The organism is Proteiniphilum sp. (assembly GCF_034331125.1).
Taxonomy (GTDB): Bacteria; Bacteroidota; Bacteroidia; order Bacteroidales; family Dysgonomonadaceae; genus Proteiniphilum; species Proteiniphilum saccharofermentans.
In genome coordinates this window covers 64144-80680 of sequence record NZ_JAXQGC010000035.1, presented here as the reverse complement: position 1 = coordinate 80680, position 16537 = coordinate 64144, and the positions used below count along the sequence as shown (strand labels likewise).

Below are 16537 nucleotides of genomic sequence, written 5' to 3'. Positions count from 1 at the left end.
CTACAGAGTGAAAAGTGAAAAATTAAAAGTGGAAAACTTTTATCGTGCGAAGCACATCAGCGAATTACAATACGTCCATCGAGTGCGGACTCGATCTCGTTACCACGCCGGGTCTGTTCCTTTACCCAGTCGATCATCACATCACGTAATGTAATGCCAGTGTTAACGCTGCTGACAGCATCGCGGAAGGCACTCATATTGTCGTTACCTTCAGCCAGATAGTCGAGTGTGACGATGTGGTAAATTTTGTTCTTATCAATGGGTTGCCCGCCGATAGTAACACTCTTTACTCTTCTTTTGTCGATAACCAGTTTCACATTCGAAGAGATGCCAGCCCCTCCTATGCGCGCATAGGCGTCGAACATCTTTTCCAGGTCACTGCCCTTCAGTTCCAGGAAGGTGATGGTATTGTCGAAAGAGTATATTTCATAAAGGTTACCTATGGTCACATCTCCCGCAGGGAGGGTCGCGCGGTGTCCGTGGACATTCATCACTCCTATATCTGCTCCACCCGGCAAATGTTCATCCCCATATGATTTCATAACATCCGAAGTGAGGTTGGTCAGCAGGCTTTCAGGCCTCTTGTAATCCATGAATTGAGTGGATCTGCCGATTACTACGTTCATCTCCCGGTCGAGTTCTGTCTTATAGGATTGCACGAGCTCCTCCATCTGCCGGTGAGGATATGTGTCGAAAGAAGAATTCATCTCGACAATAGTGCCGGACATCTCCGCGATCCGGTATTGCTGATTACAAGAAAGAAGCAAGATTGCCATACAGGCAATCCACATTGTTTTTAGTCGCATGTTGTATGTTATTGTATAAAACAGGTCAAAAGTACATTTTTTTACCTTGTGCGTCAAGACGTAGATCGAAAATAAACATTAAATTGTGTTTTGTGTGGAAGATTAAAGAAAATTTTCTACCTTTGCATCCGCTTTGCGTAATCTCTGTCGGCAACAGGCCGTTATATTGCGTTCAAAAGGGTTAATTATTAACATAAAGCTTGATAAAAATGGATTTAATAAAGATCGCGGAAGAAGCTTTCGCGGGAGAAAAAAAAGAATTTCCCAAATTCAAGAGCGGTGACACGATCACAGTGGCTTATCGTATTGCTGAGGGGAACAAAGAGCGTATACAGCAATATCGCGGAGTGGTGATCAAGATCGCCGGTCACGGGGACGCCAAGCGTTTTACCGTAAGAAAAATGTCTGATAATATCGGTGTGGAACGTATTTTCCCGATGAACTCACCCTTTATTGATAATATTGTTCTTAACAGCGAAGGTAAAGTACGCAGGACAAAATTGTACTATCTGCGCAAACTGCGTGGAAAAGCTGCCCGCATCAAGAAAAAAGTATATTGATATACTGCAGTACACAATACATAAGCCCCGGATTTTTTATTCGGGGTTTTTTATATTTTTACAGAATATAAGATGTGCCTCGGAAAAACTCAAGCAAGCTTGGCTTTTCTTTCGGCTTTCACTATATTTGCCCTGCTATTCTATAATCGGTAACCTGCAGCATGTTATTCAAAACAGAAGGTATAGTACTCGGTGCCACTTCCTACAGTGACACCTATTCCATCGCTCATCTTTTTACGCGTGATTTTGGTCGGGTTTCCTACCTGTTGCCTATATCGCGTGGGAAAAAGACGAAAATCCGGAACTCACTTTTCTTTCCTTTGTCGGTGTTGTATCTGGAAGTCGAGCATATGCCGTTACGAGATGTTCAGAGGCTGAAAGAGGTGGAGAGGCAATTTCCGCTATACGGACTATGTACTAACATGACTAAGGTCTCTCTTGCTTTTTTTATTTCGGAGTTTTTATCGTTCATCCTCCGCGAATCGGACAACAACGAATTGACATTCGATTACCTGAAAAATTCGATAGAGACATTAGAGGCCACAGAAAAGGGATTAGCGAATTTCCATCTGGCGCTTATGATGGGATTGACACGTTTTCTGGGAATCTATCCCAACACGGAATTTACAGGGAATTATTCTTTCTTTGATCTGCAGCATGGAGAGTTCGTGGTAAATGAACCGATGCATTCCTATTATCTGGACAGGAAAGAGAGTCACTACCTGCGCGATCTTTATCGCATCAACTACAGCAATATGCATCTTTTTAAACTATCGCGGAATAACCGCAATGAGATTGTGGATCAATTGCTGGACTATTACCGGTTGCACATTTACAATTTTCCACCATTGAAGTCATTGGAAGTCTTGCGGGAGTTGGGATAGGTGGTTAAAACTAAAAACTAAGAGTCAAACTTCTCCACTTCTTGACTTCGGACTTCTCCACTTCTTGACTTCCCTATTCTAACTTCTATTGTTTATATGCCTGGAAAACAATAACTCTTCCTTCAGGATCAATGCTGAAAGAATCTCCCAACGACTCATTTAATGACCCCTGCCACCAGTTTGTCAATATTCTTCCTTCGACCGGATATTTAAGGTTGTGTGTGGTGAGTTTTTTAGGGTCGATGGAGAAAATGGAAACCTGTTCTCCCTTGTAACTTTTAAACTCCGTGATTGAGTGAATGGGTGTGAAGATACCCCAATTGGTCACCATGATGACCTCTGCTAACTCTGCATAGTCGGCCAATAGCGATATGTTCCCAAGGGTGTGGTCTTCACGTTTTCCGGTTCCACCTACAATAATAATTTCCTGTCTGCCGTTTTCAACACAAAACTGTACTGATTTAGTGAGATCATTTGTTTCCTTGTCGGGGTTGGGATGGAGGATATCGGCAAAACGGATCTTGTTCTCTTCCGAGATCGAATCACAGTCACCTACAATGGCATCGGGTACCCCTCCCCGGGCGATGAAGTCGTTGGCCGCTCCATCGCAGCAGATAATATACTCTGCCTCTCTGATACAGGAGAGGGGAACGGGGTGGCTGGGAAACCGCCCGTTGGCAATAATTACCGTTGTGACGGTCTTGTTTTTGTTCATCTTTTACAGCTTTGGTTCTATTTCCATTTAATGCAACAGTTACTGCAAAGGTATAAAAGATGTGCTAATGAAAAATAACCGCCGGCATAAATTCTCCTGCTACTAAAAAAACTCATAACTATCTTTCCAGTTGTTGCTCCAACTGAATTGATCTTGGAAACAAGATATTGTTCTCCAGATGAATGTGGCGGTGCAGATCCTCTTCGAACTCCTTTAGCAAGCTCAGTGTCACCCTGTAGGTATTGCAGGCGTCTTCGGGAGGAGTATAGTTACCGGTCAACTCGCTGATCCTCCTGAATCGCTCCCCTTCGGCAGTATGTTCCTGTTCCATCTGTTCGATGTAGGTGGCCGCCGATCCTATTCCCGTCTGCGGTTTCTTTCCATCAGACAGCTGGGTCTTTACCAACAGGCGGATATAAGGAAACAACATCAATTCCTCTTTTTTCATATGAGCCGAAAGATCTTTTGTCGAGTCGAAAAATAGTTGTTCCACTTCTATTAATTCGGGATGACTGCCGCTATGGACGCTGACCACTTTTTGAAGGAACGGGGTGATTTCCGGAATCTTCTTCTCCACATAGCGATGGTGTGTTTTCTCTATATAATCGGTCAGTAGGTCAAGAGGAAACAATTTCACGTCGATATCACCGGCCTCCTTAGTATTTATCGTTTCAGAAAGTTCATCGATAAGCCTGTTTTCATCTATCTGTTTTTTATTGCATGCGTCTGCTATTGTCCTGTTCCCATTGCAACAGAAATCTATATTGTATTTCTTGAATATTGATGCTGCTTTGTAGTTCTCAGCTACGATTTTACCTACGATACTTTGACTGTTTATAACCATAATTGATACATATTTTAGAGAGCTTCTCCCGGCTTTCTGGAACAGAAAGCCGGGAGAGTTGCCCTGGGGTGAATAGTTATTTTTTCTTTATTGTTAATGTGTATACAAACCAGAAGAGGGCGAGGGTGCCTATTGCAAAGACAGTGTCGCCTACAATGCGTAACCATTTAAATACACTCACCAGCGGTTGCTGCATGAATTCGGCGGAACGGGCATACCACATTCCTTCCTTGACACTGGCTACGGTTTGCATCAGGCCGACCGGCAGCAAGCTCAGTACAACCATCAACAGCAATCCGATATTGAGTGTCCAGAAGGTGAATGAGATCAGCTTATTGTTCCATTTCTGTTTCCGGTACATACTGCGCAATACGAACAGGATGAGCCCGATACCTAACATGCCATAAACCCCGAAGAGTGCTGCATGGCCGTGTACCGGTGTTGTGTTCAATCCCTGCATATAGTAGAGGGCGATGGGTGGATTAATGATGAATCCGAAGATCCCGGCCCCTAGGAAGTTCCAGAAGGAGACCGAAAGCAGGAAGTAGATAGGCCATTTGTAATCCGCCAGCCATTCGGTGGCTTTGCTCATCCGGTAGTTGTGATAGGCTTCAAACCCGATTAATACCAGCGGAACCACTTCGAGTGCACTGAACGTGGCACCCAGTGCCATGACCGCTGTCGGCGTCCCGGTGAAATAAAGGTGATGGAAGGTCCCCAGAATACCCCCGGTCAGGAAGATGACCGTGGCAAAAAGCACATTGTTGGTCGCCGATTTGATGCCCAACAGTCCCATGCGTGTAAAGAGGAAAGCAGCCACCACGGTAGCGAACACCTCGAAGAAGCCTTCTACCCAGAGATGGACTACCCACCAGCGCCAGTATTCGGCAACAGCCAGGTTGGTTGTCCGTCCCCACATAAGCCCCGCGCCATAGAATAACGCAATGGCGGCACAGGAGATCAGGAACAGGATTAGCAATCCTCTTTCTGATGTTCCCTTTTTGATGATTGGCAGGATAGGCCGGATCATCAGCGCCAGCCAGAGGAACAGGCCTACTACCAGGAGCAATTGCCAGAAACGGCCTAAATCCACATATTCATATCCCTGATGCCCAAACCAGAAATTATTGACAAGATTGAGCCGTTGCATTACTCCGAACCATTGCCCGGTCATGGAGCCTGCCACCACGATAAGCAAGGCGATAAAAAGTAGGTTTACCCCCAGTTTCTGAAATTTCGGATCCCTTCCGTTTAACGAAGGGGCAATATACAATCCGGTGGCAAGCCATGCAGTAGCTATCCAGAAGATGGCCAGTTGGATATGCCAGGTACGGGTGATGGAGTAGGGGATGAATTTAGCGATGTCGATGCCGTAAAAACCATCTCCTTCCACTCCGTAGTGTGCAGTGATCACGCCCAGCAGTACTTGTACCAGGATCAGCAGGTTCACAATCCAGAAATATTTCTTTACCGCCCACATCGACGGGGTGATGGTCTGGTTCATCAATGGGTCTTCCACCGGTTTAAGCGTCTCCTCCTGGCGGCTGCGTGCCTGTACAAAGATCATGATACCAATCCCTAAAAGCAGCATGATAATACTGAATCCTGTCCAAAGCACCAGATCACTGGTCGGCACATTACCTATCTGCTCGTCCGGAGGCCAGTTGTGCGTATAGGTTACGTCCGAACCGGGACGTTCCGTGACGCATGCCCAGGAGGCCCAGAAAAAGAACTGCACCATTTTATCCATCCTCTCTTCCGATTTGATGGTGTTTTTCGCAATGGCATAATCGGAACGGAGTTTATCCAGTGCCGGATCATCCATAAAGAGTCCTGCATAATGTTGCTTATTGTGCAGGAATGCCTCATATCGTTCGCTGTGAATAGTGAGTGTCCCGGTTGCAGCATCATAGGTGTTTACCCTAAGGAACTCCTGCAACCTCGACTCCAATGAGGCCTTGTCGGCAGTGGCCAATGCATCAAACTCTTTTCCGTAGTCGGCCTGAGACCATTTGTTCAGGAGATACTGGGCTTCCCTGTGCAGATAGTCGGCTGTCCAGTCGGGTGCCACGTACGCACCATGGCCCCATACGGTTCCTATTTCCTGTCCGCCGATACTTTGCCAGATATTCTGGCCGTCTTTGATGTCATTACCTGTAAATAACACCTCGCCCGTCTCGTTAGTCACTTTTTCGGGTACGGGCGGAGCCTGTTGATAGATCTGGACGCCGTAAAACAGCAATACGGCAAATGAAATGCCTACCACCAGTGCAAATGCAATCCACAATTTTTTCTGTGTCATACTGAATCATTTTTTAGGTTAGAAATTTATGATATTATCCGGATTGATCTTAAAAAATGAATGCCTGTTATGAACAAGCAGATAACCTTGACCACTTCTGTTCCCACATAATAAAAATGGAGTGGTGATGACGGGACTTCCAATCCTTGCTGGTAGAGAGGAATGCGGGCATCCAGTGCTGGTAATAGCCAAAGTGTTTGAATGATGAGTATCAGCAATGCGATCAGAAATAATACCCTGGGTAGGTTTATTCCCATCCCGCGGTGGAGTAGGAATAGGTCCACTGCCATAAGAATGGCAAATACCCATTCTGCTTTATTCAGTGCTTTGAATACCAAGCTACCTATGCCGAGACCTAAAGGAAGTGTCACGCCAGGTGCCCTGAACTTTAACCACGCCTCCATGAAGCTGATGGCACAAACAAATCCTATCCATAAAAAAACAGAAGGTAATGCCAGAATGTGGAGTTGAGCTTCTTTCGTTAGCATATTTTTGATTTTAGCTGCGATTAATTTAAACTACTTTTTGTCAGGTTGATAATGTCCTGCATTATACCAAGCATAATGAGAATGGAAAACAATTATTATTACTTAATAATTTGATATCCTGTTCTTTTGTATTTCCGATAATTTTGTCGTAAATTAAAGGAAAAAATTTACCGCTTCAATAGGGTTTCCCTGTTTTTAATTCCTACTGCCAGTTCATAAGCAGTGGTATTTTGCAGGACTCCTCTCATTTCTTTTCTGATCTCTTCCACAGAATAGTGTATAGGGCAAGGGCGTGTTTCATCGCAATGGTTCAATCCCAGTGCGCAGCCTTCAAAAAAAGTATTTCCATCGATTGCCCTGACTATGTCTGCCATAGTGATACCATGCAAATTTTCACGTTTGATTTCAAATCCTCCATTGGGCCCTGTATAGGATTCCACAATACCACTTTTTGATAACAATCCCAGTATTTTTCCCGTAAATGCTTCCGGAGAGCCGATATTCTCTACAATATCACCGATTTTGACCCTTTTTCCCTTCAATGATTGGGAGGCAATATAGAGAGTGGCTCTTATTCCATATTCGCAAGTTTTCGAGAACATATAATCTATTTTTGCCAAAGATATATTATTTTTTTTATTTACGATATTTTTGTCGTAAATATTTTTCGCATAAGAGAATTTACTTTTTACTGCATAGATTTTCTATCATTACACTTCATTTGTCATGCTGAAAAAGTCTTGGTTCTTTGCTCTTGGTTCTTTGTCCTATGAATGCCAAATATTTAATAAAATATAAAAGATACGCTTTTTCAAACAATAGGTTTGAAAAACTGTTCTTATGTAGAATCGTTCTAATTATTAAAGGATACACTAAGAAATATTATATTGTAAAGTAAAAGCTGTTATGGCCAAAACAAAATCAAAAAAAAGTGAATTAACAAAGGAGAAAATGCTGCACATGCATCGGTTGATGCTTGATATCCGTAATTTCGATAGCAGGGTAAACCGGCTTGTAAAAAAGGGAAAGATACCCGGGATGACACATTTCTCCATAGGGGAGGAAGCAGCCAATGTGGGTGCTATTGGTGCGATAAAGGCCGGATTCGACCTGATTACTTCCAATCATCGCGGACATGGACAGAGTATTGCGTTAGAGATAGACCTCAACGGAATGATGGCGGAGATTATGGGAAAGGCCACCGGAACTTGTAAGGGAAAGGGTGGTTCCATGCATATTGCCGATCTCGATGGAGGAAATTTAGGTGCGAATGGTATTGTAGGCGGAGGAATGGGAATGGCCATTGGTGCCGCACTCACCCAGAAAATGAAAAAAACCGGAAAGATTGTTCTCTGCTGTTTTGGCGATGGAGCATGTAACGAGGGAACTTTCCACGAAACGTTAAATATGGCTTCTATCTGGAAATTGCCGGTGATCTTCTACTCTATTAATAATATGTATGGCATCAGTACACCTATCAAGGATGTAATCAATATCGACTACAATTACCAACGGGCTTGTGCTTACGGTATTCCCGGGCATTTTATTGAGGATGGTAATGACTTGCTTGCCGTTTATAATAAATTCGAGGAGATAGTACAGTATGTACGTGATGGTAACGGTCCGGTGCTGGTAGAGGCGGTCACTTACCGTTGGTTAGGGCATTCTACGTCTGATCCCGGAAAATACCGTACCAAAGAAGAGGTGGATGAATGGAAGAAAAGAGATCCTATCGATCGTTTCAAAAAACACCTTCTCGAGAATAAAATAGCTACCGCACAGGAGATAGAAGCGTTAGAACAGGCGTCACTGGCAGCGGTAGAAGAGTCAGAGAAATTTGCATTGAGCAGTCCGGAACCGACATTGGAGTCGGCGTTCGAAGATATCTTTGCAGACTAAATTCAATTAACCCCAAAAATGATTTAGCCCGGAGACCTTATAGTCTCTGTTGCTCATACAAAACAACAACAGCAGAAAAAAACAGATGGAAAATAAAACAAAGCTCATGTCTGTCCGTGATGCCATCATCATGGCAATGTCGGAAGAGATGCGTCGTGATGAGAATGTATTCCTGATGGGAGAAGATGTGGGTATTTTCGGAGGTGACTTCGGTACATCGGTAGGAATGCTCGAGGAGTTCGGCAAAGAACGTGTGCGTGATACTCCTATTTCAGAAAATGCCATTTCCGGAGCGGCCATAGGCGCTGCCATGACCGGGATGCGCCCTATTGTGGATGTGACATTTATGGACTTTATTGTCTATATGATGGATAATATTGTGAATCAGGCTGCCAAAACAAGATATATGTATGGCGGGAAAGGGCAGATACCGGTGGTATTCCGTGCCGCGGCGGGAGGTGGTGTCGGCTCTGCCGCACAACACTCTCAATCGCTTGAAGCCTGGTTTACCCATATCCCCGGACTCAAAGTGATTGCCCCGGGTACACCGGCCGATGTGAAGGGATTGCTCAAGGCGGCAGTCCGCGACAATAATCCGGTGATCTTCCTCGAATATAAGGCACAATATAATATGAAGGGTGAGGTACCGCTTGATCCGGAGTTTGTATTGCCTATCGGGAAAGCCGATATCAAAAAAGAAGGAAAAGATGTCACCGTCATCACCTATGGACGTATGCTGGAGCGTGTGATGCAGGCTGCGAACGAGGTAGAGGAAACCGAAGGGGTGAGTGTGGAGGTCGTAGACCTGCGTACGCTGGCACCCCTCGATAAAGAGGCTGTGCTCGAGTCGGTGAAAAAAACCGGTAAAGTATTGCTGGTAAACGATGCACATAAAACGGGCGGTTTTATTGGCGAAGTAGCGGCGATGATTGCGGAGAGCGATGCGTTCGATTACCTTGACGGACGTATATTGCGCCTTGCCGGTGAGGATGTACCCATTCCCTACAACCAGACATTGGAAGCGGCTATGATACCCAATGTGGAGCGGATCAAGAAGTACATTCTCAAATTAGTGAATAACCGATAAAAAGGGAGTAATGGAAAATAAAAGATTCAGGGCAACACCGGCGGCGAGGGCTTTGGCCAAACGTCTGGGTGTGGATCTGCTCAGTGTGACCGGTACCGGTTACAAAGGGCGCATCCATAAAGACGATATAGCCAACTTCAATTACGAAGAGAAAACACATATTTCTCCGCTTGCCCGCCATATTGCCGAAGTACACAATATAGACCTGAAAGGGGTAAAAGGATCGGGACACCGCAACAAGATAATGAAAGACGATGTGTTACAGTTGATCTCTGATCCCGACTTGAAAGCCCGATTCACGCTTAATGACTTTGGTGAAGTATTTGTTCCCAAAGCAGGTCAGGCTGCAGCCGGCCCCTCGGCAGAAGTGTCGCAGAAAGCCCCTGCGGCAGCCGTATCACAGGGTGCCCCGGTTACATCGGTTGCAGGTGAAACCGAAACTGTACCGATGACCCAGATGCGGAAGATTATCGCCAAACGGATGTCGGAAAGTTTCTTCGGAATCCCCACTTTTATCCAGACATGGGAAGTGGATATGACTGAATTGCTGGCATTGCGTAAGCGGTTGATAGAACCAATACAGGAGAAGACCGGAAAGAAACTTACTGTGACTGACCTGATCTCCCTCGCTGTAGTGAAAATGCTGTTAAAACACAAATATATCAATGCCAGCCTTAATCCGGAAGGAACGGAAATGACCTTCCATAATTATGTAAATCTGGGAGTGGCGGTAGGTCTGGATGAAGGGCTATTGGTGCCTGTGGTGAAGAATGCCGATAAGATGTCGCTCAGCGAATTTGTAGTGGCATTGAAGGATCTGACGGAACGCACTTTTTCTAAGAAGTTACTACCGGATGAACAGGCAGGGAGTACATTTACGATCAGCAACCTGGGGATGTATCCCGTGGATGAGTTTACTGCCATCATCAACCAGCCTAACGCGGCCATCCTGAGTGTTGCTTCTACTAAGGAGAAACTTGTGCCGGTAAATGGCGAAGCGGTCGTACGGCCTATCATGAAGATGAGCCTTACCAGCGATCACCGTATTATAGACGGACTCACGGCAGCGAAATTCATGACCGATCTGAAAAAATTGATGGAAGATCCGATCACTTTATTGATTTAAAAAAAAATAGATATATGGCTTATGAAATAATCATGCCCAAGGCCGGTATAGACATGACCGAAGGGCAAGTGGTGAAATGGTTGAAAAAAGAGGGTGATCCGGTAAAGGAAGGTGAGATCATTCTTGAGATAATGACCGACAAGACCAGTATGGAGATCGAGGCGGAGGCGTCGGGTATCCTGCTGAAAATAGTACACCCCGACGGTGATACGGTTCCTGTTACCGAGGTAATCGGTTATATCGGGTCGGAAAATGAGTCGGTGGATACACTGATGCCCGAGGTAATCGAAGATACAGGTGAAAAGGAGAGTGAAGAAGATAAACGGATGATCCGTCTCGAGGATAATTATAATGTGGTTGTGATCGGTGGCGGTCCTGCCGGATATGTGGCAGCCATTAAGGCCGCTCAACTGGGCGCCAGGGTGGCTATCGTGGAAAAAGGCGAATTCGGAGGTACTTGCCTGAATGTAGGATGTATCCCCACAAAGGCCTATCTGAAAAATGCTGAGATCATCGAACATATCCGGGAAGCATCCACAAGGGGAATCCTGATCGACAGTTCACAGATCAAAGTGGATATGGAGAAAGTGCAGGAGTACAAAAACGGTGTGGTGAAGAAGCTGACCAGCGGTGTTGTGGCACTCCTCAAGAGCAATGGCGTGGATATTTACCAGGGTGTTGGTAAGATCAACAAGAATAAGGATGTGGTAGTAAACGACTCGCAGATCATTAAAGCCGACAAGATCATTTTGGCCGGAGGATCCAAAGCATCCAGAATCAATATTCCCGGTATCGAGAGCGACAAGGTGCTTACCAGCGATGATCTTCTCGCTATCAAGGAAGTACCCGAAACACTGGCTGTCATTGGTGGTGGCGTGATTGGCACTGAGATGGGACAATCGTTTGCCGGCCTTGGATCCAAAGTAATCATCATCGAGATGATGGATCGTATTGTGCCGCCTCTCGACCATGAAGTTTCCGCCGAGCTGACCAGGATCGTCAAGAAGAAGGGAATGACGATAATCACCTCTGCCCGTATTACCGAGATTGTGGATAAAGGCGATAAGCTGGAAATCAAGATCGATGGAAAAGATTCTGTGATTGCCGATAAGGCATTGATCTCCATTGGCCGTGTGCCCGACCTCGAAGGAATGGGTGAGGTGAAGTTCGAAACCGAACGGGGTAAGATAAAAGTGGACAAGTACATGGAGACGAGCGTCAAAGGTATTTATGCGCCCGGCGATGTAAATGGTATCAAGATGCTTGCCCACGTGGCTTTCCGTATGGGTGAAGTAGCCGCAGAGAATGCGGTAAAAGGAAATCATCGTTCCATCAAACTACTTTCCGCTCCTTCAGTGGTTTATACCTCGCCCGAAGTGGCTATGGTCGGTCTGACCGAAGAGGAAGCACGTGCGAAGTACGACGATATCCGCATCGGGCGGTTCAACTTTGCCGCTAACGGTCGTGCTTTGGCATCGAGCGAAGCGCATGGTTTCGTGAAGGTGATCGCAGATAACCGCTATGGGGAAGTGCTGGGTGTGCATATCATTGGCCCCTCTGCCGCGGAGATCATTACCCAGGCGTCACTCATCATGGAAATGGAGATCACCGTGGATGAAGTGATAAAGACCATCTATGGGCATCCGACCTATTCCGAAGCGCTGTTCGAAGCCTTTGCCGATATCCTGGATGAAGCGGTACATATACCTAAAAAGAAGAAGTAAATAAATTATATATGTTTTGTGGCGGGTTCCGGCTGAAAGATGACGGAGCCCGCCCTCCTTTTATCTTATGATATATATTGTCAATAAAAGTACTGACCCCGCTTATAATATTGCGTTGGAAGAGTTTTGTTTCAAGGAGTTGAAACAGTTCGACAAGATTTTTATTCTTTGGATCAATGAACCGGCTATCATCGTCGGAAAGCATCAGAACACACAGGCAGAGATCAACAATCGCTTTGTCCAGGAAAACGGGATTCATGTGGTACGGCGCATTACCGGAGGAGGAGCGGTTTATCACGACCTGAATAATCTGAATTATACTATCATCTCCAATGAAGAGGAGGGAGAAAATGATTTCGATTTCAAGACTTTCTCACAACCGGTTATAGAGACACTGGCCGAATTGGGTGCTCAAGCTGAATTTTCCGGCAGGAACGATATTACTATCGACGGCAAAAAGATCTGTGGCAATGCGCAGGCTTATGTGGGTAACCGGGTTATGCATCACGGCTGCCTGCTGTTCGATACCGATTTGAGTGTACTTGCCAAAGCACTGGAAGTATCCAAAGAGACGGTCGATTTTAAAGGGGTGAAATCTGTTCGTAGCCGGGTGGATAATATCCTGCCCAATCTTCCGGTAAAGATCACCGTCCATGAGTTTGCAGATAAGATATTGTCGCAGATGAAACGGAAGTTTCCCGAAATGAAAGAATATCATTTTAGTGAAAATGAAAAAAACGAGATTGAAAAAGCCCGTCAGGAAAAGTTTGCCAACTGGGAATGGACTTATGGGCATAACCCGGTGGCAGAGGTAGTCCGTGAAAAGCGTTATTCTGCGGGACGAATACAAGTCTTTCTCAATATCGGAAATGGCCGGATAAAGGCAATCCGTTTCTACGGTACCTTTTTCGGGAAGAACGGCGATTTAGCTGTGCCGCAGGACGCCTTAAAAGGGGTGATATACACTTCTTCGGAGGTGAAAAAGGCACTGGCAACTCTTGATATTTCCCAATATTTTGCAGGATTCTCTCTTGACGAACTTACTGAAGCAATCGTGGATTGAGGCTTTCAACCGATTTGCCTTTCAGCAGTTGTTTCACTGCTCATCATCCGTTTCCATTTTAAATATCCAAAAACAGAAATTACTGAGTAGATAGCAAAAAGAATAGAAGTAGGGTAGAGCCCTTTCCATACATACAATCCGCAGGAGATAATATTCACGAAAAACCAGAACCACCATTGCTCCACGTATTTGTGGGCCAGTAACCACATGCCCAGGATACTGAGTGCTGTAGTGAAACTGTCTCCATAGGGAACGGGACTGTCGGTAAATCGGATCAGAATAAAGGCGATAGCCGCAAAAAGTGCAGTGCCTATTGTCAAAATCGGTATGATATAACGGCGGGGTGTATGGCGGATCGGCAACCCCGCCCCTTCTGACTTATGCTTTGTCCATCGTACCCATCCGTAGATACTGGCGAAGAAGTAGTAAACATTAATTCCCATATCGGCATAGAACTTACTCTGGAAGAATATCCAGACATACACGATGGGCATCAGTACACCCACCGGCCACAACCATTTGTTGGCATTGTATTCCAGATACAGATAGAGTAGTCCGATAACGGCGCCGATAATTTCAATGGTCTGCATTATTTGTTTTTATGTAAAGGTAAACGGATTTCCCCGGTAAAAGGAGAAAATCCGTTTACTATGTATATGATTTTCTAGAAACTTAACGTAAGCCGTGCCATATAATTACGGGGGGCTTGCGGATAATATCCGACCCAATTGATAGTACTTCCATTCTCAAAAGCATCAGTAGAAGCCCATCCATTAGCTATGTATTTACTGTTGAACAGGTTGTTCACAAAAAACTGCAGATTGAAAGTTCCTACTGCCGACGGTTTAAAAGTATAGCCGGCCGAAAAGTTGCTTACGAAATAGGCATCAATCGACTTTTCATTGTCTGATGTATTATCGAGGTATTGTTTGCTTACATATTTTCCTGTCAGGTTCAGATAGAGATCCGGTGTGGGCTGCCAGGTGGCGCCTATCGCACTCACGACGCTGGGAGAGAAGGATATATTGGTCGTTCCGTAATCTTTGGCTATCTGTCTTGTCCAGTTGTAATCATCTTCGTTGTCATATACGTCAAAATAGGCCGTATAGTTGTCGATCTTGTTCCGGCTAAGTGTGGTGTTGGCGTCCAAGATGAATTTATTGTTAAAGAGCGGTATAACTGCTTCCAGTTCAATACCGGCCCGGTAGCTGTCTTTTACATTTTCCATTAATTTGTATCCTATGTCACTGAGCTTTCCGGTCTGTACCATTTGGTTATGGTAATCCATATAATAGAGGTTTGCTCCTAATCGAATACCACTCTCTCCCTGATGTCGGTAACCCAACTCATAGTCGATCATCCGCTCCGGTTTGATGGGATTTACAGCGCCTCCTTTTATCCCATCTTTCAGGTCGGTTCGGAGTGGTTCCCGTTGTCCTACGGCGGCCGATGCATAGAACCGGTTATGGTCGTTCATCCGGAACGAAAGGCCAGCTTTTGGGTTTACGAAGTTGTAATTGAATTCTCCCGTCAGATCCATCAGATCGTCATCGATACCGCTGAAACGGTAGCCAATGTGGCGGTATTGCAGGTCACCGAAAAGAGAGAGTTTCTCGTTCAGTTGATATTCTGCTTTGGCAAATAGGTTCATTTCCGATTTTTCACCCACGTTACGGTACCACTCGTAATTCTCGGGTATATTCTCCGAGTGTTTTATCCAGGGAAGCCTTCCGTAATGGTCGCCGTCATAGAAACTGTACATTCCGCCGAAGGTCAGTTTCAGGCTATTCTTTGTATAGTTGAAATTGAGGTTGGCCACATAAAAATCATTTTTCATCAACTTTTGCCGTACGAAGTCGGTGCGGCTATAGGTGCTATCACCAATTGTCTGGGGCTCTAACCCGAAATCGGAATATTTTCTGTTGTAGCGGTAATTTTCGTAGTAGCCGTAACCATGGTTGTAACTGAGCCCCGCGTTCATCGAGAGATTCCGGCTCAGTTCCCTAGCAAGGGTGAGTTGCAGGATATCGGAGTAGTAATTGTCGGTTTCGTTGTCATAGTAGAGCCTGTTGCCCGCATCGTCTTTGTATTCCCCGGCCGGATTGTAACGCCGTCCATACTCTTCGTCCTTCATTTGCTCTTCAGAAACACCTTCCCAAGTGATGCCGGTATGTTGAATCCCTTTCATGTAGATCAGGCGAAGCAGCTGCCTGTCAGTGTAATGGGACAATGCAGCATATAGGTTGGTGTGGTCCACCTTCCCGTTTCTTATATAGCCGTCGCCCAACACACGTGAGAAGCGGGTATCGAACGACAGTCCGTTTTTCAATATCCCTGTTCCTGCAGCTATATTGGACAAGAACGTGCCATAACTACCTACTGCGGTAGAAGCTTCTCCATATGCCTCGGAACGTGCCCCCGCCGTTTGGAGGGAGATGCTGGCTCCAAAAGCGGCCGATCCATTGGTGGATGTTCCTACCCCTCGCTGTATCTGGATGTTCTGTAATGAGTTGGATAGATCGGGCAGATTTACCCAATAGACTTCCTGGCTTTCGGGATTATTCAACGGCATCCCATTGAGGGTTACGTTGATGCGGGTAGCATCGGTACCCCTGATCCTGAATGCCGTATTGCCTACTCCTAATCCGTCTTCTGTAAAGGAAACAATTGATGGTTGATACTGCAACACTGTCGGGATATTTCGAGCCGCATTTTCTTTTTTGATATCAGAGGAAGAGATATTGGAGTATGTCACCGGTGTATTTTGCCCGGCACGGGTGGCGGAAACAATTACCTCTTCCAGTTGAATTTGACTAAGAGTGTCAGATGGCACCTCATGTGGCTTTGCTTGATAAACCAATGCCAACAGGATTGCCGGCAATAAAAAAACCTTTTTCATATGACTAATTTATTTTTTTATTAATGTATATGGAACTCGCGATAATCATGATCGTAAACTAAAATGATTAAGCTGCTCGTTTCATTTACATAAAGTTTTAGGATGGACAACGCAACTTGCATTGTACATCGTTAATTAGT

Annotated in this window: 15 protein-coding genes; 7 read left to right on the top strand and 8 right to left on the bottom strand. The window is 45.3% G+C overall.

The features are described 5' to 3' along the window. Window positions 1-56: 56 nt before the first annotated feature. Complete coding sequence (locus tag U2P89_RS07775) at window positions 57-806, bottom strand: 5'-nucleotidase C-terminal domain-containing protein (RefSeq protein WP_322191126.1); 750 nt, start codon at window positions 804-806, stop codon at window positions 57-59. Between the two features lie 209 nt (window positions 807-1015). Between U2P89_RS07775 and rplS the strand changes: the two genes are divergently transcribed. Together rplS and recO are read left to right on the top strand one after the other, a co-directional pair. Continuing rightward, window positions 1016-1366 carry a 50S ribosomal protein L19 gene (gene rplS, locus U2P89_RS07770; RefSeq protein ID WP_076931106.1) on the top strand — a complete coding sequence of 117 codons (351 nt, stop codon included), beginning with the start codon at window positions 1016-1018 and terminating at the stop codon, window positions 1364-1366. Between the two features lie 161 nt (window positions 1367-1527). After that, entirely contained in the window at window positions 1528-2250 is a 723-nt protein-coding gene (recO, locus tag U2P89_RS07765; RefSeq protein WP_076931105.1) for a DNA repair protein RecO, read from the top strand. An 85-nt stretch (window positions 2251-2335) separates the two neighbouring features. Here the strand turns inward: recO and U2P89_RS07760 are convergent, their stop codons facing one another. The 5 genes from U2P89_RS07760 to U2P89_RS07740 all read right to left on the bottom strand — a co-directional run bounded on the left by U2P89_RS07760 (window position 2336) and on the right by U2P89_RS07740 (window position 7201). After that, window positions 2336-2965 carry a thiamine diphosphokinase gene (locus tag U2P89_RS07760; protein WP_322191125.1) on the bottom strand — a complete coding sequence of 210 codons (630 nt, stop codon included), beginning with the start codon at window positions 2963-2965 and terminating at the stop codon, window positions 2336-2338. A 118-nt stretch (window positions 2966-3083) separates the two neighbouring features. Continuing rightward, the gene (gene ric, locus U2P89_RS07755; RefSeq protein WP_322191124.1) at window positions 3084-3809 is read right to left on the bottom strand and encodes an iron-sulfur cluster repair di-iron protein; all 726 of its coding nucleotides are present in this window, start codon (window positions 3807-3809) and stop codon (window positions 3084-3086) included. A gap of 76 nt (window positions 3810-3885) precedes the next feature. Beyond that, a complete protein-coding gene (locus tag U2P89_RS07750) occupies window positions 3886-6111 on the bottom strand; it encodes a nitric-oxide reductase large subunit (protein ID WP_313381007.1) in 2226 nt (741 codons plus the stop codon). A gap of 26 nt (window positions 6112-6137) precedes the next feature. Then, window positions 6138-6599 (bottom strand): hypothetical protein, encoded by a 462-nt coding sequence (locus U2P89_RS07745; RefSeq protein ID WP_322191123.1) that lies wholly within the window; start codon window positions 6597-6599, stop codon window positions 6138-6140. A 167-nt stretch (window positions 6600-6766) separates the two neighbouring features. Further along, complete coding sequence (locus tag U2P89_RS07740) at window positions 6767-7201, bottom strand: RrF2 family transcriptional regulator (RefSeq protein ID WP_076931101.1); 435 nt, start codon at window positions 7199-7201, stop codon at window positions 6767-6769. Between the two features lie 349 nt (window positions 7202-7550). Here U2P89_RS07740 and U2P89_RS07735 point away from each other — a divergent pair, with 349 nt between their 5' ends. From U2P89_RS07735 to U2P89_RS07715, 5 genes are all read left to right on the top strand, one after another. Further along, window positions 7551-8498: a thiamine pyrophosphate-dependent dehydrogenase E1 component subunit alpha gene (locus U2P89_RS07735; protein WP_313381011.1), complete on the top strand. Its 948-nt coding sequence runs from the start codon at window positions 7551-7553 to the stop codon at window positions 8496-8498. A gap of 85 nt (window positions 8499-8583) precedes the next feature. Further along, entirely contained in the window at window positions 8584-9585 is a 1002-nt protein-coding gene (locus U2P89_RS07730) for an alpha-ketoacid dehydrogenase subunit beta (RefSeq protein ID WP_076932230.1), read from the top strand. 10 nt (window positions 9586-9595) lie between these two features. After that, complete coding sequence (locus U2P89_RS07725) at window positions 9596-10711, top strand: dihydrolipoamide acetyltransferase (protein ID WP_076931099.1); 1116 nt, start codon at window positions 9596-9598, stop codon at window positions 10709-10711. A 14-nt stretch (window positions 10712-10725) separates the two neighbouring features. Continuing rightward, window positions 10726-12435: a dihydrolipoyl dehydrogenase gene (gene lpdA / locus U2P89_RS07720; RefSeq protein WP_076931098.1), complete on the top strand. Its 1710-nt coding sequence runs from the start codon at window positions 10726-10728 to the stop codon at window positions 12433-12435. Window positions 12436-12502: 67 nt separating this feature from the next. Then, a complete protein-coding gene (locus U2P89_RS07715; RefSeq protein ID WP_322191122.1) occupies window positions 12503-13498 on the top strand; it encodes a lipoate--protein ligase in 996 nt (331 codons plus the stop codon). 5 nt (window positions 13499-13503) lie between these two features. On the opposite strand, the gene pnuC is transcribed toward U2P89_RS07715, so the two are convergent. Together pnuC and U2P89_RS07705 are read right to left on the bottom strand one after the other, a co-directional pair. Further along, window positions 13504-14088, bottom strand: a complete 585-nt coding sequence (gene pnuC, locus U2P89_RS07710; RefSeq protein ID WP_092027430.1) for a nicotinamide riboside transporter PnuC — start codon at window positions 14086-14088, stop codon at window positions 13504-13506. Window positions 14089-14162: 74 nt separating this feature from the next. After that, the gene (locus U2P89_RS07705) at window positions 14163-16397 is read right to left on the bottom strand and encodes a TonB-dependent receptor (RefSeq protein WP_322191121.1); all 2235 of its coding nucleotides are present in this window, start codon (window positions 16395-16397) and stop codon (window positions 14163-14165) included. Window positions 16398-16537: the final 140 nt, after the last annotated feature.